Below are 17,506 nucleotides of genomic sequence, written 5' to 3'. Positions count from 1 at the left end.
GTCGCCGACCTCCTGAAGCGCGTCGGCCTGCTGCCGGAGATGGCGAGCCGCTTCCCGCACGAGTTCTCGGGCGGCCAGCGCCAGCGCATCTGCATTGCGCGCGCGCTCGCGGTCGAGCCGCGCCTGATCGTGGCGGACGAGGCGGTCTCGGCGCTCGACGTCTCGGTGAAGGCGCAGGTGGTCAACCTGATGCTCGACCTGCAGGCGCGTATGGGGCTGGGTTATCTCTTCATCTCGCATGACATGGCGGTGGTCGAGCGGGTCAGCCACCGTGTCGCGGTGATGTATCTCGGCGAGATCGTCGAGATCGGGCCGCGCGAGGCGATCTTCGGCAACCCGCAGCACCCCTACACCAAGCGATTGCTGGCGGCGGTGCCGATCGCCGATCCGGCGCGGCGCCTGCAGAAGCGGCCGGTCTCGAACGACGAGATCAAGAGCCCGATCCGCCCGGCCGACTATGTCCCGCCGGTGCGCCAGTACCGCGAGGTCTCGCCAGGACACGCCGTCATGATCTGGGGCGAAGAGTGGGAAACAAAGCCCCAAATCGCAAAGGTCGCCTGAGAAAAAGGCGACCTTCATGGGATGCCGACAGATCCGATCAGCCTGCGCCGCAGGCTGATCGGTCAGGCCGCAGCCTTGGCCAGGAAGGTCTCGGCGTAGTGGCAGGCGACCTGCCGTCCGTCGATCTCGCGCTTCTGCGGGCGCTCGGTCCGGCAGCGATCGGTGACGAAGGGACAGCGGGTCGAGAAGACGCAGCCCGTCGGCGGGTTGAGCGGCGAGGGCAACTCGCCGCGCAGCACGATCTTCTCGCGCTTGTCGCCGCCGACACGCGGCGTCGAGGCGAGCAGCGCCTGCGTGTAGGGATGCAAGGGGCGGGCGTAGATCCGCTCCTTCGGCCCGTGCTCGATGGCATTGCCGAGATACATCACCATCACGTCATGGGCGATGTGCCGGACGACGCTGAGATCATGCGAGATGAAGAGGTAGGCGAGCTTGAGCTCGTCCTGCAGGTCGGCCAGCAGGTTGAGGACCTGCGCCTGGATCGAGATGTCGAGCGCCGAGACCGGCTCGTCGGCGACCACTACCTTGGGCGAGAGGATCAGCGCGCGGGCAATCGCGATGCGCTGGCGCTGGCCGCCCGAGAACATGTGCGGGTAGCGGGCATAGTGCTCCGGCCGCAGCCCGACCTTGGCCATCATGGCGCGAGCCTTCTCGGTGCGCTCGGCCTTGGAGAGGTCAGTGTTGATCAGCAGCGGCTCCTCCAGGATCGTGCCGATCTTCTTGCGTGGGTTGAGCGAGCCATAGGGGTTCTGGAAGACGAACTGGACGGTGCGGCGCAGACGGCGCTGCTCGCTCGCCGGCGGCGAGACGGCGTCGAGCCCGTCGAGCGTCAGCGACCCGGAGGTCGGCTTCTCGATCAACGTCGCCATGCGTGCCAGCGTCGACTTCCCGCAACCGGATTCGCCGACAACGGCCAGCGTGCGACCGGCCTCGACGGCGAAGGAAACCTTGTTCACCGCCTGCAATTGCGCCGGCGGGCGGAACAACCCCTGTCTGACCTGATAGGTCTGGACGAGGTCGCGGGCTTCGATGACGGGAGTGCTCATCGCACCGCCTCCGTCGTCAGGCCGGCTTCGTCGCGGGCGCGCTCCGCCTCGCGCTGGAGATCGCCGAGCGGGTAGTGGCAGCGCACATGCCCGTCAGCCCAAGGCCGGAGCTCGGGCTGGACGCTGCGCGAATGCTGGGTGGCATAGGCGCAGCGCGGGCTGAACAGGCAGCCCTTCGGGCGATCATTGAGCCCGGGCACCATGCCGGGGATGGTGGCGAGGCGGTTCGCCCCCTCGCTGCGTTCCGGCAAGGCGGCGAGCAAAGCGGCGGAATAGGGATGCTGCGGGGCGGAGAACAGCGCGTCGACCTTGCGCTCCTCCATGATCTGCCCGGCATACATCACCATGATGCGCTGCGCGGTCTCGGCGACGACGCCCATATTGTGGGTGATCAGGACGAGCGCCATGTCGCGCTCCTTCTGCAGCGTCATCAGCAGGTCGAGGATCTGCGCCTGGATGGTGACGTCGAGCGCGGTCGTCGGCTCATCGGCAATCAGCAGGCGCGGATTGCAGGCGATCGCCATGGCGATCATGACGCGCTGGTTCATGCCGCCTGACATCTGATGCGGGAAGGCCTTGAGGCGGCTCTCCGGGGCCGGAATGCCGACCTGCTCAAGCAACTCGATCGAGCGGCGCTTGGCTGCCTTACGATCCATGCCTTCGTGCTTGCGCAGCGTCTCGGCGAGCTGGAAGCCGATGGTGAAGCAGGGGTTCAGGCTGGTGCTCGGCTCTTGGAAGATCATCGCCACGTCCTTGCCGGTGAGCTGGCGGCGCTCGCGGGCGGACATGGTCAGGAGGTCGCGGCCGTCGAAGCGGAGCTTGTCGGCGCGGACGCGGCCGGGATAGCCGACGAGGCCCATCAGCGCGAGCATGGTGACTGACTTGCCGGAGCCGGATTCGCCGACGACGCCGAGCACTTCGCCTTCGTCCAGGGTGAGGTCGATGCGGTCGACCGCGCGCAGGGTCCCTTGCGAAGTCGGGAACTCGACGCTGAGGTTTTCGATCTCGAGCAGGGGCATGGGATCAGCGCTTCAATTTGGGATCGAGGGCGTCGCGCAACCCGTCACCGAGCAGGTTGAAGGCGAGCACGGTGATCAGGATGGCGAGGCCCGGGAAGGTGACGACCCACCAGGCGCGCAGCACGAATTCGCGGGCGTCGGCGAGCATCGTGCCCCATTCCGGGGTCGGCGGCTGGGCGCCGAGGCCGAGGAAGCCGAGCGCGGCGGCGTCGAGGATCGCGGTGGAGACGCCGAGCGTCGCCTGCACGATCAGTGGCGCGGCGCAGTTCGGCAGGATTTCCGAGAACATCAGCCGGGGCGTCTGCGCGCCGCTGACCTGGGCGGCGACGACATAGTCCTTCGAGGATTCGGCGATGACGGCGGCGCGGGTGATGCGGACATAATGCGGCAGCACGACGATGGCGACGGCGAGCATCGCGTTCATCAGCCCGGGGCCGAGGATGGCGACGATGACGATGGCGAGCAGCAGGCTCGGCATCGTCATCAGGATGTCCATCACGCGCATGATCGCGATGTCGGCGATGCCCTTGAAGAAGCCGGCGACGAGGCCGAGCACGACGCCGACGACGATGGCGATGGCGACGACGGCAATGCCGATGACGAGCGAGAGCCGCGCGCCGTAGATGAGCCGCGAGAGGATGTCGCGGCCAATCGCATCGGTGCCGAGCGGATAGGAGAGCGAACCGCCTTCCTGCCAGAAGGGCGGCTTCAGGAAGACGGCATTGTTGGTCAGGTTGGGATCGTGCGGGGCGATCAGCGGCGCAAACAGCGCGCAGAACAAGACGATCCCGATGACGACGAGGCCAGCGACGGCGCCGCGATTGGCACTGAAATAGCTCCAGAACTCGCGGGCGGGGTGCGGCGGCGTGCCTGCGGGCACGGCAGGGGCTTGCAAGGTCTCGGCGCTCATGGGCGAAGGCTCCAATGGGAGCGAAGGGACGAAAGGTGGGTCATCGGGCGTGCCTGATGCGGGGGTTGATCACGCCGTAGAGCAGGTCAACCAGGAGGTTGACGCTCATCACGACCATGCCGAGCAGCAGCGTGCCGCCCTGGAGGACGGGATAGTCGCGCCGGCTGATCGCCTCGATCAGCCATTTGCCGACGCCTGGCCAGGAGAAGATCGTCTCGGTCAGGATCGCGCCGGTGAAGAGCGTGCCGACCTGCAGGCCGATCACCGTGACGACCGGGATCAGTGCATTGCGCAGCCCGTGCAGGGCGACGACCCGGAGGGGGGCCATGCCCTTGGCACGGGCGGTGCGGATGTAGTCCTCGCCGAGCACTTCCAGCATGGCCGAGCGGGTCATCCGCGCGATGACGGCGAGCGGCACGGTGCCGAGCACGATCGCCGGCAGCACCAGATGCGACAAAGCCGACCAGAAGGCGTCGATATCGCCGGCGAGCAGGCTGTCGATGGTGAGGAAGCCGGTGACCGGTTCGATGAAGTACTGCACCGCGATGCGCCCGGAGACCGGGGTGATGCCGAGCTGGACCGAGAACAACAGGATCAGCAGCAGGCCCCACCAGAAGATCGGCATGGAGTAGCCGGTGAGCGAGATGCCCATCACGCCATGATCGAAGATCGAGTTTCGCTTCACTGCGGCGATGATGCCGGCCGGCAGGCCGATGATCAGCGCGAGCAGGATGGCACAGAGCGCGAGCTCGATGGTGGCCGGGAAGAGCTGGCCGAATTCGGAGAGGACGCTGTCGCGCGTCACGATCGACTTGCCGAGATCGCCCTGCACCACGCGCTCGATATAGCGGCCGTACTGGACGAGAAGCGGCTGGTCGAGGCCGTATTCCTTCAGCAATTGCGCGTGGCGGGCGGCGTCGATGCCGCGCTCGCCGGCCATGGTCTCGATCGGGTCGCCCGGCACGAGCCGGACCAGGAAGAAGGCCAGCAGCGTGATGCCGATGAAGGTCGGGATGACGAGGCTGACCCTGGTCAGGATGAAGCGAAGCATGGTTGTGCCAGTCTTATGGGCCGGGCGTTTCGTCGCGCGGCGGCCTGCCTTCTGAGCTTATTCAAGTTCGAATTCTGGCGGAGCGCAAACACCAGAACGCTGGAAAGATCAAGAACGCGGCTACAAAATCGGTGGATCGCTGGGGTCGGGGAGCAGATTGGCGTCTGCTCTCGACGCAAGACTCGAAAAACACTCGCGTCAGGCAGCGCAATGTTAGGAATAGACTTCACGCCGGCAAAGCAATGATTGCCATGCCGGCGCTGGAGTTATTCGGTGCAGAGATTTATTTGCCGACCGAGACGCCGTAGAAGGGCTGCCCGCCGAAAAAGTGAATCTTGTAATCCTTCACCTCCTTGCGCACCGGCGTGAAAGCCTGCGCGTTGGCGAAGAGCAGACCGGCGACATCTTCGTGGAAGATTTCCTGGAAGCGCTTGTAGAGCTTGCCGCGCTCGGCCTGGTCGGTGATAGAGCTGGCCTTGGCGAGAGCGTCCGAAGCCTCCTTGTTGCACCAGCGCGCCCGGTTGGCGCCGGTCGCCACGCCTTCGCAGGTCCAGCCGGTGAGCAGGATCTGGCTCGGGTCGGGATAGTCCCAGGTGTAGCCGAACATGCCGACCTCGTGCTCGCCGGCGCGGCCGCGCTTGAGGTATTCGCCCCATTCGAAGGTCTGGATCGTCGCCTTGACGCCGATCTTGGCCCAGTCGGCCTGGATCAATTCTGCGGCGCGCCGGCCGTTCGGCATATAGGCGCGCACGACCGGGATGGCCCAGAGCGTCGTCTCGAAGCCGTCGGGATAGCCGGCCTCCTTGAGCAGCGCCTTGGCCTTCTCGGGGTCATAGGGACGCGGCTTGAGGTCGGGATCATGCGACCAGAGCGAGGGCGGCACCGCCGAGGCGGTCTGCTTGCCGGTGCCCTGGTAGACGGCGTCGATGATCGCCGGGATGTTGGTGGCATAGGCCAAAGCCTCACGCACGCGCTTGTCGCCGAAGGGCTTCTTCTGCTGGTTGAAGGCGAGGAAGCTCTGGTCGGCGATGCTGCCCTGCAGCACGTTGATGGTCGGTTCGGTCTTCATCGCGGCCAGGTCGCCGGGATTGGGATAGCGCGCGATCTGGCATTCGCCGGAGCGGACCTTGGCGAAGCGGACGGCAGCATCGGGGGTGATCACGAAGATCAGGTCGTTGACCAGCGCCATGCGGTCGCGGTCGCCGGCGGCCTTGGTCCAATGGTCCGGCACCGCCTTGAAGCGGATCACCGCGTCCTTCTGGTATGAGAGCAGCGAGAACGGGCCGGTGCCGATCGAGGCGAAGTCGATCTGCTCGGGCGTGCCGGCCTTGCTCATCGCTGCCGCGTATTCGGCCGAGAGGATCGACATCGGCTCGACCGAGAGTGCCGACAGCAGCGGCGCGTTCGGCTTGGTCAGGACGATCCGGACGGTGTGGTCGTCGACCTTCTCGACCGCCTTCAGGCTCGGCTTCACGATCTCGCCGAAGAACTGGTAATTGCCGCTGCCGACCTTGTTGTAGGGGTGGTTGGCATCGAGCATGCGGTTGAACGAGAACAGCACGTCGTCGGCGTTGAACTCGCGCGTTGGGGTGAAGCTCTTGCTGGCGTGCCATTTCACGCCCTTGCGCAGCTTGAAGGTGTAGCTCAGCGCGTCATCCGAGATCGTCCATGACTCGGCCAGGCTCGGGATGATCTGCGAGCCGCCGCGCTGCGTTGCTGTCAATCGCTCATAGATCTGCGCCGCCACATCATAGGCAGTGTTCTGGCTGCTGAACTGCGGATTGAGGAAGTCGGGACTGGCTTCCGAGCAGACGACGAGCGCCTGGGCGCTGGCGATGGCGGGCAGCAGCAGGGCGCCGAGGCCGAGGGCCAGAGCGAGAGGACGGGCGGATCGGGTCATGGCGATCTCTCGGGGGCAGGCAGCGACCGGATCGGGCGCGAAGCCTCATGCCCCGTCGTCTTCCGGCCTGGGAGGGCGCGGCCCATGCGGGCCGCGCCGTCTGTCGAGCGTCATCCCGTGCCAATAGCCGGCACGGGATGACGGGTAGCTCACAAGCCGAGCTTACTTGATGTCGACGCCGTAGAAGACGTGGCGGCTGAACGGCGAGAGCTTGAAGTCGATGACTTCCTTGCGGACCGGCTTGAGCTGGACCGCATGGGCGATGGTGAACCAGGGCGCCTGCTCCTTGAAGATCACCTGCGCCTGCCGATAGAGCTTCTCGCGCTCGGCCTGGTCGGTGATCGTCTTGGCCTTCGTCACAAGCTCGTCGAAGGGCTGGTAGCAGAACTTGGCGACGTTGCCGCCATTGTTCTTGGAGGCGTCGCAGCCGAGCAGGGTATGCAGGAAGTTGTCCGGATCGCCATTGTCGCCGGTCCAGCCGAACATGCCGGTCTGGTGCTCGCCCGCCTGCAGGCGCTTGCGGTACTCGCCCCATTCGAAGGTCTTGATCTCGGCCTTGACTCCGACCTTGGCGAGGTCTGCCTGCATCAATTCGGCGATGCGCTTGGCGTTGGGGTTGTACGGACGCTGCACCGGCATCGCCCAGAGGTCGATCTCAAGCCCGTTCGGATAGCCGGCATCGGCCAACTCCTTCTTGGCGGCTTCCGGATCGAAGGGGTCGTCCTTGATGGTCTCGTTATAGGACCACATCGTCGGCGGGATCGGGTTGGTCGCGGCGACGCCGCTCGAGAGGTAGACCGCGTCGATGATCGCCTTCTTGTTGATCGCCTTGTTGACGGCGCGGCGGACCTTGACGTCGTCGAAGGGCTTCTTGGTGGTGTTGTAGGCGAGATAGCCGATGTTCAGGCCCGGCTGCTCCAGGATCTGGACGTTGGCGTCCTTCTTGATGGCGTCGAGATCGGCCGGGTTCGGATAGGGCATGACATGGCATTCGCCCTTCTGCAGCTTGGCCCAGCGCACCGAGGCGTCAGGCGTGATCGCGAAGATGAGGTCGTCGATCTTGGCCTTGCCGGCCCAGTACTCGGGGAAGGCCTTGTAGCGGATGATCGCGTCCTTCTGGTACTGCACCAGATAGAACGCGCCGGTGCCGACCGGCTCCTGGTCGAGCTTCTCGGGCGTGCCGGCCTTCAGCATCGCATCGGCGTATTCCTTCGACTGCACGCCGGCATATTGCATGGCGAGGTCGGCGAGGAAGGGCGCCTCGGGCTGGTTCAGCGTGATCTTGACGGTGTAGTCATCGACCTTCTCGATCGCCTTCAGCAGCTTGGGCAGGCCCATGTCGTTGAAGTAGGAGTGGTTCGAGCTGGTCACCTTGTAATAGGGGTGCGCTTCCTTCCACTGCCGCTCGAACATGAACATCACGTCGTCGGCATTGAAGTCGCGCGTCGGCTTGAAGTTCTTGTTCGAATGCCACTTCACGTTCTTGCGCAGGTGGAGGGTGTAGGTCAGGCCATCCGGCGAGACGTCCCACTTCTCCGCCAGGGCCGGCTGGACCTTTACGCCGCCGCGCTCGAACTGGACGATGGTGTCGTAGATCTGGGTGTTGGCGTCGAAGGACGTGCCGGTGGTGTTGACGCTCGGCGCGAAATTCTCCGGGCTGCCTTCCGAGCAATAGACCAGCGTCTTGGCGGCCAGCGGCTGCGCCGCCATCAGCGCCGAGGCCGACAGCGCCGCCAGCAATAATTTCTTCATGGAATCTCTCCTTGAGCCACGCTTCGCCTCGCAAGGCGAACGTTTTCCCCGTTGGACCGGAAGCCTCGCGAACGGAATACCGTGGGCCGCCTTGCCAACAGCTTATTGAAAGTTGGCGGGCGCGAACAGTCGTCCAAGGCTCATCCTGGGCGTGTGTTTTTGCGCCGGAGCACGCAAAAGCCTCATCCGGAAGACCCAACCTGCCGGGCTGGCCTTGGCCACCGGGCAAGCCTATGACATTCCAAGAGAATCACTGAGCGCCGGACCCACCATGCGCATCTGGATCAGGAACCCGCTCGCCATCCTTGCCGAGAATGCCGGGGGCGGGGTGGTGGTCGAGGACGGGGTGATCGTCGAGCTGGTCGCGAGCGGGGCCTATCCGGCCCTACCGGTGACCGAGAGCTTCGATGCTTCGACCCATGTCGTGTTGCCCGGCTTGATCAACACCCACCATCATTTCTACCAGACGCTGACCCGCGCCCATCCGGCCGCGATCGACCGCGAGCTCTTTCCCTGGCTGAAGGTGCTCTACCCGCTCTGGGCGCGCCTGCGGCCAGAGGACCTGCGGCTCGCGGTGCGTGCCGCATTGGTCGAGCTCCTGCTCTCCGGCTGTACCACGGCGGCCGATCATCACTACCTTTATCCGGCCGGGCTGGAGAACGCCGTCGACATCGCCGTCGAGGAGGCGCGGGCGCTCGGCATCCGCGTCACCATCTCACGCGGCTCGATGAACCTGTCGCAGAAGGATGGCGGCCTGCCGCCGGACGAGGTCGTGCAGGACGAGGACACCATCCTTGCCGATTGCGAGCGGGTGCTTTCCCTGTTCCATGATCCCAAGCCCGGCAGCATGGTGCAGATCGCGCTCGCGCCCTGTTCGCCGTTCTCGGTGACGACCTCGCTGATGGCGGCCTCGGCAGAATTGGCGACGCGCTTCGATGCGCCGCTGCACACCCATCTGGCGGAGACCGAGGATGAGGACGCCTATTGCCGGGAGGTCTATGGCAAGCGCCCGCTCGACCTTCTGGAAGAGGCTGGCTGGATGCGGCCAAAAACCTGGCTGGCGCACGGCATCCATTTCTCCTGCGAGGAATGCGAGCGACTGGGCAAGGCCGGGGTCGGTGTCTGCCATTGCCCGACCTCGAACGGCGTGCTCGCCTCGGGCTTCTGCAAGACACGCGAGCTGGAGGCGGCTGGTGCGCCTGTCGGCCTCGGTGTCGACGGCTCGGCCAGCAATGACGGCTCGAACCTGATGGAGGAATTGCGTCACGCGCTCCTGATCAACCGGCTGCACTACAGGAGCGCCAGTGCGGTGACGGCGCGCGATACGATCCGCTGGGCGACGGAAGGCTCGGCGCGCTGCCTGGGACGTTCCGATATCGGCCGGATCGCGCCGGGCATGCAGGCCGATCTTGCCTTCTATCGGCTCGACGAGCTGCGTTTCTCGGGCGCGCATGACCCGATCGCGGCGCTGGTGCTGTGCGGTGCGAACCGCGCCGATCGCGTCATGGTCGGCGGGCGCTGGCGGGTGATCGATGGCGAGATCCCGGGGCTCGATCTCACAAGTCTGCGCCGGGCGCATGGGCTTGCGGCGGAGCGTTACGCCTGAGCCTTCCGGAAGTCGTCCCGGACAAGCCATGAAGTGGCGCCGATCCGGAACTCATTCCGGAGCCTTTCCGAAAGACGTTCAGGAATGGACCCCGGGTCTCCCTTCGGTCGCCCGGGATGACCTCGATCTATTTGGAAACCGGAAACGGAGGGAGTTCTGCCCGCATCAGCGGCTTGAGGAACCCGGTCAGGTCATCGGTGACGAAGTGGACGTGGGCGGCTTCGACCACGGCCTGCTCCGAGGCGTCGCGGAAGGGATCGGTCGTGCGCGGCACGATCAGCACCGTCTTCATGCCGAGGTCGTTCGGCACGATCAGGTTCTTGTCGATGTCCTCGAACATCGCCGCACGTGCGGGATCGACCGCATGCTTGGCGAGGAAGTTCTCGTAGGTCGCCCGCTCCGGCTTGGGCAGGAAGCCGGCCTCGACGATGTCGAAAATGTCCTCGAAATGGTGGAGGATGCCGAGCTTGCCGGCGACGTTCTCGGCATGGCCGCGCGAGCCATTGGTCAGGATCAGCTTGCGGCCGGGCAGGGCGGCGATCGCCGCGCCGAGATCGGGATTGGGATCGAGCATCGACAGGTCGATGTCGTGGGCGAAGGCAAGGAAGTCGTCGGGATCGACGCCGTGCTCCGACATCAGCCCGTTCAGCGTCGTGCCGTAGCGCTCATAGTAGTAGCGGCGCAGTTCATGCGCGGAGAGGCCGTCGAGCCCGAAGAGCTGGAGCAGGTAGAGACTGATCCGCTCATTGACCTGCGGCCAGACCTGCGCCTCGTGCGAATAGAGCGTGTTGTCGAGGTCGAAGATCCAGTGGTCGACATGGCCGAACGCCGCCTGCTCCGGCAGGAGCGGGATGGCGGTGGTGATTGATGCGTTCTGGTTCATGGGGGCATGTCATGTGGGGGCAGCCATCATGACATGCAAGATGCTTGCAAAGTCCTTGCGACGATGAGGTCGTCCAGATGAGGGAGCCGCGTGGGCCCCTTCTCCCGGGTGGGAGAAGGGGCCCACGTCCGATCTGCAGCCGCTTACTTCCGGATGATCGTGCCCGAGCCGGTATCGGTGAAGAGCTCGATCAGCGCCGCATGCGGAACCTTGCCGTCGAGGATGACGACGGCCTCGACGCCCTTCTCCAGCGCGTAGATGCAGGTCTCGATCTTCGGGATCATGCCGCCGGAGATGGTGCCGTCGGCGATCAGGCGCCGGCACTGCTCGATGGTGAGCTCGGGGATCAGCTGCTTGTCCTTGTCGAGCACGCCCGGCACGTCGGTGAGCAGCAGCAGGCGCTTGGCACCCAGCGCACCCGCGATCGCGCCGGCGAAGGTGTCGGCGTTGACGTTGTAGGTCTGACCGTCGGCGGCGGCGCAGACCGGCGCCAGCACCGGGATCAGCTCTTCCTTCAGGATCGCCTTGAGCACGGTGGTGTCTACCGTCTCGGGCTCGCCGACGAAGCCGAGGTCGAGCACCTGCTCGATCTTCGAATCGGGGTCGACGATGGTGCGGGTCGCCTTCCTGGCGGTCACCATGTTGCCGTCCTTGCCGCAGAGCCCGATCGCCTTGCCGCCTTCGCGTGAGATATAGCCGACAATCTCCTTGTTGACCGAACCGGCGAGGACCATCTCGACGACGTCGACGGTGGCGGCGTCGGTGACGCGCAGGCCCTGCTTGAACTCGGACTTGATGCCGAGCTTCTCCAGCATGCGGGCGATCTGCGGCCCGCCGCCATGGCAGACCACCGGCTTCAGGCCGGACTGTTCGAGCAGCACTACGTCCTCGGCGAAATCCTCGGCAGTGGCGGCGTTGCCCATGGCGTTGCCGCCATACTTGATCACGATGACCTCCTGGTCATAGCGCTGCATGTGTGGCAGCGCCTGGACCAGCAGTTCGGCGGCTTGCGAGGGCGTGAGATTGTGAGGGGCGTTCATCGGCAGGCTCCGCGAAGGCGCAGGGAGGCAGCCGCGCCGCGCCGCGTTCTAACTGAAGACGAAAGGCTGCGAAAGCGCCGCGATGCCGGTCAGGCGCGCTTGGAGAACAGAGCCGCGAGGGCGAGCCCGAGCCAGCCGCCGAGCATCATGAAGCCGCCGGCGGGCGCGGCACCGAGGAAGAGCCGTTCGCCATGGAAACCGCGCATCGCAAGATCGGCGGAAAACAGCGCGACTCCGAGGATCAGCAGCGAGATCGCAAGCCGCGCCGGCCAGTCGGCCAGCAGTTCGGCCCGCCGGGCTGCGCAAGCGGCGATCACCGCAGGGGCATGGAAGAGCAGCATCTGGCCAGCGATCTGGACGTTGTCGGACGCTCCGGAATGCGTGCCGGCCGCGAGCAGCGTCACGCCTGACAGTCCCATCAGCATGGCGATGGTGAGGTGGATGCGGGTCGCGGTGATCATGGGCATATCCGTGTGGTTGGCCACGCAGGGGCCTTCGTGCTGATGAGCAGACGCTGCGGTCGCGGACAAGGTCAAGCCGGTGCGGCTGTGGCATCATGCTCCAGTTGGGAGCGCAGCCTCAGCCCGGCGCGTTGCGGCTGAGTTGCGTCACCGGCGCCGGTGCCGAGCCATGGCGGCTCTGATGCTCGAGCTCGGCATTGAGCTCGGCGCCAGCCAGCACGATCGTCGCCGAAAGCCAGAGCCAGGTCATGAACACGACGATGGTCGCGAGCGAGCCATAGGTTGCAGTGTAGCGGCCGAGCGTGCTGACATAGAAGGAGAAGCCGATTGAGGCTGCGACCCAGAGCAGGGCAGCGGCGATGGCGCCAGGCAGCACCCAGGCGAAGCGCGGCGGCTTGCGGCTCGGCCCGATCCAGTAGAGGCAGCCGATCGCGGTGATGCCGACGAGGAAGAAGGCGGGCCAGCGCAGCCAGCGGATCAGCACCTCCAGTTGGTGGCCGAAGGGGAAGAGCGCCGTCACCACCGGCAGGCTCGCGATCAGGGACAGCGCCAGGATGAGCACGACCAGTGCGCTCAGCGTCGTCGCCAGGGAGACCAGGTTGAGTCGGATGAAGCCGCGGCGCTCGCGCACGCCGTAGATGATGTTGAGCGCATCGAAGGCCGCCTTCATCGCGGCATTGGCGCTCCAGACCGCGATGAGGAAGCTGATCAGGAAGGTCAGCGAGAGATTGGCGGTGCCCTGGCTCGACAGCCTGATCGCCTGCTCGCGGATCAGTTCGCGCGCCGCCAGCGGGAAGACGATGGTGACGTCGTCGAGCTGGCCGACGATCGTCACCGGGTCGGTCAGCATGCCGTACAGCGTCACCAGCAGTGACAAGGCCGGGACTAGCGAGAGCAAGGTGAAGAAGGCGACGGCGCCGGCGAGCGACAGCACCCGCGCTTCCTGGATGCGGGCGCTGAAGCGCAGCAGCACATCCTTCCAGCCGCGCCAGGGCAGGGTGATCGGGCTCCTGGCACCGCGGCCACGTCTCGCCTGGCGCAGGGGTTCGCCGACCCGTCGCGAGACCAGGCCATGCACATAGCCCGCGACCACAGCCGCGAGCCCGGCAGCGCCCGTCAGTCGCTTGAAATAGGCCATGCGCGCTCCGTCCAGGGGCAGTCGATCCTAGACAGCTCCATCGCGCTGGCAACGTTGCGGCAGGCGTTTTCGTTCCGGCAGGCGGGCGTGGGTGCTGCTGCTTAGAGGTTCGTTAACCTTAACATTTTCATAATCGCGCTCCTGACGCCGTCGCGGCACCGGCCGGATCACCCGTCCTGGAAGCCGCCGTCATTCGAGTCGAGATTTTAATGAAAGCCCTGCTGAAAGCCTCCATCGCAGCTGTCGCCCTGTTGGCTGGTGGTGCTTCCCTGGCGGCTGATCTGCGCGGGAGGGGCGTCCTGCCGCCGGCGCCGGAGCTGCCGACCTTCTACAACTGGAGCGGCATCTATCTCGGCGGTCAGGTCGGCTATTCCTGGGGCTCGGATCGGGCCAGCGAATTCGCGACGGCCGGCCGCGTGTCGCTCGGCCGCTCTTTCGACTACAGCCCGTCCTCCTTCATCGGCGGCGCCCGCCTCGGTTTCAACTATCAGCTCGGTGCGATCGTGGTCGGGGTCGAGGGCGATATCGAAGGCATGAGCGCCCATGCCGGCCAGGGCGATCTCGGCGGCGTTACCCGCGTGCGGCAGGACTGGCAGGGTTCGGTGCGCGCCCGCCTCGGCTACAGCCTCGACCGCATCCTGGTCTACGCCACCGGTGGCGTGGCCTTCACCAAGCTCGAATACGCCTATGTCAGCCCGCTCGCGGGCCTGACCGATACGATCAATTCCTCCAGGACCGGCTGGACGGTCGGCGGCGGTGTCGACTACGCACTGACCGACAATCTGATCCTCGGCCTCGACTATCGCTACACCGACTATGGCCGCTTCGATCATGTCGGGATGGGCGCCTATCTCGGCCGGACCGTCGAGCACGAGCCGTCGGCGCACGCGGTGCGCGCCAGCCTCGCCTACAAGTTCTGAGAGACCCTGCGCTTCAGCCCGCCTTGCGGAACATGCCGGGCGTGATGCCATGCACGGCGCGGAAGCTGCGCGAGAGATGGCTCTGGTCGGAAAAGCCGGCGGCGAAAGCGGCGTCCGCCAGGCTGGCGCCCTCCTGGATCAAGCGATTGGCGCGGCGCAGGCGGCGGTCACGGATGAAAATGGCAGGTGTCGAGCCGGTCAGCTTCTTGAAGTCACGGATGACCTGGAAGCGGGTGACGCCGGCAGCCGTGGCGAGGGCCTGCAGGTCGAGTTCGTCGGCGAGCCCTGTCTCGATTACCTCCTCATAGCGGGCGAAGCGGCGTTGCGAACCTGAGCGATCAAGCGGCTCGGTCGGTCGGTCGCTGTCGCCATGCTGCAGGATCAATCGGCGTAGCGCCGTCAGCAGGGAGGCTTCGGCGCGGGTCGCGTCCGATGAGGTCGATTCCGCATGGGCCGCTGCGAGCAGCCGGGACAGTTCGGGATCGTCTAGCAGGGCTCGTGGAAAGAGCGGCACGTTAGGCTGCCCGAGCTCGTTCGCGACCTCCGAAAGCAGCGCCACAGAGGGGTAGAAGGTGCGGTAGGCCCAGCCCTGCTCGGCGCCGGCCTCGCCATCGTGCCATTCCTCGGGATTGACGACGAGCACCGAGCCGGCCGGGGCCAGCACCTCTTCTTTGCCGACGCGGACGCGCTCGCAGCCCTCGGTGATCAGCGCGATGACATAGCCTTCATGGGTGTGGCGGTCATAGCGGTGCTCGCGAAAGCGCGCCGCGAGCAGGCCGAGCTCCCGGAAGGCGGCGTGGCGCCAGAACGCCTGACTCTCCTGTCGCGGCTCGCTCATCGATCCAATCGGGTCAATCTGGTTCAAGACGCTGCCCGGCCCGCTCTCCTAATCCTGGGGCACGGACAGGAGAGAACCATGCTGCACAATGACCCGATCGCCAAGCTGACGCCAGAGGTCGTCTCCTGGCGCCATCACATCCACGCCAATCCCGAGCTCGGTTTCCAGGAGGTCGAAACCGCGCGCTTCGTCGCCGAGAAGCTGCGCTCCTTCGGCCTCGAGGTGCAGGAGGGCATCGGCGGAACCGGCGTCGTCGGGACGCTGCGTTCGGGCTCCGGCAAGCGCGCCATCGGCCTGCGCGCCGAGCTCGACGCGCTGCCGGTGATCGAGCGCACGGGACTGCCCTACGCCTCGAAGACGGAGGGCGTGATGCATGCCTGCGGCCATGACGGCCATAGCGCCATGCTGCTCGGGGCGGCCAAGCTCCTGAGCGAGACCCCGGATTTCGACGGCACCGTCCATTTCATCTTCCAGCCAGCCGAGGAGAACGAGGGCGGCAGCATGAAGATGATCGAGGCCGGGCTGTTCGAGCGCTTCCCGGTCGAGGCCGTCTATGCCGTGCACAATTGGCCGGGCGTGCCCTTCGGCACGATCGCGGCCCGCACCGGGGCACAGATGGCGGCGGTCGACAATTTCGAGTTGCGCTTCTCCGGCCTCGGCGCCCATGTCGCCATGCCGCATCTCGGCGACGATCCGATCCTCGCCGCCGGGGCCTTCATCCAGAGCGTGCAGCGTATCGTCTCGCGCGCCGTCGACCCGCAGACGCCGATCGTCGTCAGCCTGACGCAGGTCCATGGCGGCAATGTCGGCAACATCGTGCCCAAGGAGGTCTGGCTTCAAGGCACCTGCCGCTTCTTCGATCCGGCATTGTCGGATCTCTGCGAGCGGCTGCTCGGCGAGATCGCGCAGGGCGTTGCCGCCTCGCATGGCGTCACCGCGACACTCGACTACAAGCGGGGCTATCCGCCGGTGATCAACAGTACCGAGGCGGCCGCGCTGGCGGCGCGGGCCGCCGCCGCGGCGGTCGGGTTGCAGAATGTTTCGACCGAGTTCAAGCCGAGCCTGGGCTGCGAGGATTTCGCCTTCATGATCCGCGCCGCGAGCGGCTGCTATGCCTGGGTCGGCGCCGGCGAGGTCGGCCCCGGCGAAGGCCTGCATGGCGACCGCTACGTTTTCAACGATGCAATCGTCCCGCATGTCCTGCGCTACTGGCAGAACCTCGTTGCCAGCGCCTTGCCGAAGGCCGCGCCATGAACGCGCATGTCCCCGCTCGCCGGATGATCGAACGCCGCTGTGGCGGGCGCATCCTGCTCGACGGCGTCGATACGATCATGCTCGGCGCCAACGACTATCTCGGCCTCTCGACCGATGAGCGCGTACTGGCGGCGACCAATGAGGCGCTGCGGCTCTATGGCAGCGGGACCGGGATCTACCCGGTCTTTGCGACGACGCCATTGCACGAGGCGCTGGCGGAGAACCTCGCCTCTTTCCTTGGTGTCGAGGCGGTGGCGTTGTTCTCCTCCGGCGGCAGCGCCAATGGCGGGGTGCTGACGACATTGGTCGGCGCCGGCGACGTCATCATCTCCGACCGGCTGAACCATGCCAGCATCATCGATGGCTGCCGGCTCAGCCGCGCTGACATCGAGACCTATGAGAACCGCAACATCGCCGGCCTGCGCCGGGCGCTGGAGGGGACGAGGCGGGCGAAGCGCCGGCTGATCGTCACCGACGGCATCTTCAGTATGGAAGGCGGGGCGGCGCCATTGCCGGAAATCCAGGCGCTGGCGCGTGAGTTCGATGCGCTGCTGATGATCGACGAGGCGCATGCGACCGGTGTGGTCGGGCCTGGCGGTACCGGCACCGCGCCGCTGTGCGGGCTCGCCAATGGCGCGCCCGACCTGCTGCTGACCGGTTCATTGTCGAAGGCGCTGGGCGGCGCCAGCGGCGGCTTCGTCGCCGGGCCGCGCGCGCTGATCGAGACGCTGAAGGGAAAGTCGCGCAGTTGGATCTTCACCATGGGGATGACGACGGCGAATGCAGCGACGGCGCTGACGGCGCTGAAGATCTGCCGCGACGATCCCGGTCCGCGCGAGCGGCTCTGGCGCAATGTCGCGCATTTGCGCGAGGCGCTGCGCTTCTATGCGCTCGCCTGCCATGACAGCGACAGCGCCATCACCGCCGTGAAGGTCGGTAGCGAGGGACGGGCGCGGGCGATGACCATGCGCCTGACCCGAGCGGGGGTCTTCGCCCCGGCCGTGTCCTTCCCGATCGTGGCGCAGGGCGAGGCGCGGCTGCGTCTGCAGGTCAGCGCTGCGCATGGGACGGCCGAACTCGACGAGGCGGCGGCGGCTCTGGCGACGGCCTTCGCCGAGACGGGTTGA

The 17,506-nt window shown here is 66.2% G+C and carries 16 protein-coding genes; 5 read left to right on the top strand and 11 right to left on the bottom strand.

What is annotated here, in order from left to right:
* Positions 1 to 561: ATP-binding cassette domain-containing protein (locus ACWIGM_RS08360; RefSeq protein ID WP_454025422.1), on the top strand; the 561-nt coding region annotated here is incomplete at its 5' end.
* A 62-nt stretch (positions 562 to 623) separates the two neighbouring features.
* On the opposite strand, the gene ACWIGM_RS08355 is transcribed toward ACWIGM_RS08360, so the two are convergent.
* The 6 genes from ACWIGM_RS08355 to ACWIGM_RS08330 all read right to left on the bottom strand — a co-directional run bounded on the left by ACWIGM_RS08355 (position 624) and on the right by ACWIGM_RS08330 (position 8,239).
* The gene (locus tag ACWIGM_RS08355; RefSeq protein WP_454025421.1) at positions 624 to 1,607 is read right to left on the bottom strand and encodes a peptide ABC transporter ATP-binding protein; all 984 of its coding nucleotides are present in this window, start codon (positions 1,605 to 1,607) and stop codon (positions 624 to 626) included.
* A complete protein-coding gene (locus ACWIGM_RS08350; protein ID WP_454025420.1) occupies positions 1,604 to 2,626 on the bottom strand; it encodes an ABC transporter ATP-binding protein in 1,023 nt (340 codons plus the stop codon). Before ACWIGM_RS08350 ends, ACWIGM_RS08355 begins: the two co-directional genes overlap by 4 nt.
* Positions 2,627 to 2,630: 4 nt before the next feature.
* Positions 2,631 to 3,536 carry an ABC transporter permease subunit gene (locus tag ACWIGM_RS08345; protein ID WP_454025419.1) on the bottom strand — a complete coding sequence of 302 codons (906 nt, stop codon included), beginning with the start codon at positions 3,534 to 3,536 and terminating at the stop codon, positions 2,631 to 2,633.
* 40 nt (positions 3,537 to 3,576) lie between these two features.
* On the bottom strand, positions 3,577 to 4,587 hold the full coding sequence (locus ACWIGM_RS08340) for an ABC transporter permease subunit (RefSeq protein WP_454025418.1): 1,011 nt from the start codon (positions 4,585 to 4,587) through the stop codon (positions 3,577 to 3,579).
* Positions 4,588 to 4,870: 283 nt separating this feature from the next.
* Positions 4,871 to 6,487, bottom strand: a complete 1,617-nt coding sequence (locus tag ACWIGM_RS08335; RefSeq protein WP_454025417.1) for an ABC transporter substrate-binding protein — start codon at positions 6,485 to 6,487, stop codon at positions 4,871 to 4,873.
* A 162-nt stretch (positions 6,488 to 6,649) separates the two neighbouring features.
* On the bottom strand, positions 6,650 to 8,239 hold the full coding sequence (locus ACWIGM_RS08330; protein WP_454025416.1) for an ABC transporter substrate-binding protein: 1,590 nt from the start codon (positions 8,237 to 8,239) through the stop codon (positions 6,650 to 6,652).
* A 271-nt stretch (positions 8,240 to 8,510) separates the two neighbouring features.
* Between ACWIGM_RS08330 and ACWIGM_RS08325 the strand changes: the two genes are divergently transcribed.
* A complete protein-coding gene (locus ACWIGM_RS08325; protein ID WP_454025415.1) occupies positions 8,511 to 9,845 on the top strand; it encodes an 8-oxoguanine deaminase in 1,335 nt (444 codons plus the stop codon).
* 127 nt (positions 9,846 to 9,972) lie between these two features.
* Here the strand turns inward: ACWIGM_RS08325 and ACWIGM_RS08320 are convergent, their stop codons facing one another.
* From ACWIGM_RS08320 to ACWIGM_RS08305, 4 genes are all read right to left on the bottom strand, one after another.
* Complete coding sequence (locus ACWIGM_RS08320; RefSeq protein WP_454025414.1) at positions 9,973 to 10,728, bottom strand: pyrimidine 5'-nucleotidase; 756 nt, start codon at positions 10,726 to 10,728, stop codon at positions 9,973 to 9,975.
* Between the two features lie 143 nt (positions 10,729 to 10,871).
* Complete coding sequence (gene argB / locus ACWIGM_RS08315; RefSeq protein WP_454025413.1) at positions 10,872 to 11,768, bottom strand: acetylglutamate kinase; 897 nt, start codon at positions 11,766 to 11,768, stop codon at positions 10,872 to 10,874.
* An 89-nt stretch (positions 11,769 to 11,857) separates the two neighbouring features.
* Complete coding sequence (locus ACWIGM_RS08310) at positions 11,858 to 12,229, bottom strand: DUF423 domain-containing protein (RefSeq protein ID WP_454025412.1); 372 nt, start codon at positions 12,227 to 12,229, stop codon at positions 11,858 to 11,860.
* Positions 12,230 to 12,347: 118 nt separating this feature from the next.
* Entirely contained in the window at positions 12,348 to 13,367 is a 1,020-nt protein-coding gene (locus ACWIGM_RS08305; RefSeq protein WP_454025411.1) for a YihY/virulence factor BrkB family protein, read from the bottom strand.
* 209 nt (positions 13,368 to 13,576) lie between these two features.
* On the opposite strand from ACWIGM_RS08305, the gene ACWIGM_RS08300 reads away from it, so the two are divergent.
* Positions 13,577 to 14,287, top strand: a complete 711-nt coding sequence (locus ACWIGM_RS08300; RefSeq protein ID WP_454025410.1) for an outer membrane protein — start codon at positions 13,577 to 13,579, stop codon at positions 14,285 to 14,287.
* Between the two features lie 13 nt (positions 14,288 to 14,300).
* Here ACWIGM_RS08300 and ACWIGM_RS08295 read toward each other — a convergent pair whose 3' ends face one another.
* The gene (locus tag ACWIGM_RS08295; RefSeq protein ID WP_454025409.1) at positions 14,301 to 15,125 is read right to left on the bottom strand and encodes an AraC family transcriptional regulator; all 825 of its coding nucleotides are present in this window, start codon (positions 15,123 to 15,125) and stop codon (positions 14,301 to 14,303) included.
* A gap of 78 nt (positions 15,126 to 15,203) precedes the next feature.
* Between ACWIGM_RS08295 and ACWIGM_RS08290 the strand changes: the two genes are divergently transcribed.
* Together ACWIGM_RS08290 and ACWIGM_RS08285 are read left to right on the top strand one after the other, a co-directional pair.
* On the top strand, positions 15,204 to 16,379 hold the full coding sequence (locus ACWIGM_RS08290; RefSeq protein WP_454025408.1) for a M20 aminoacylase family protein: 1,176 nt from the start codon (positions 15,204 to 15,206) through the stop codon (positions 16,377 to 16,379).
* Positions 16,376 to 17,506 carry an aminotransferase class I/II-fold pyridoxal phosphate-dependent enzyme gene (locus ACWIGM_RS08285; RefSeq protein WP_454025407.1) on the top strand — a complete coding sequence of 377 codons (1,131 nt, stop codon included), beginning with the start codon at positions 16,376 to 16,378 and terminating at the stop codon, positions 17,504 to 17,506. Before ACWIGM_RS08290 ends, ACWIGM_RS08285 begins: the two co-directional genes overlap by 4 nt.

Source organism: Allobosea sp. NPDC055332 (assembly GCF_053645455.1).
The sequence above is the reverse complement of the archived record's forward strand: the minus strand, read 5'-3'. Positions and strand labels throughout refer to the sequence as shown.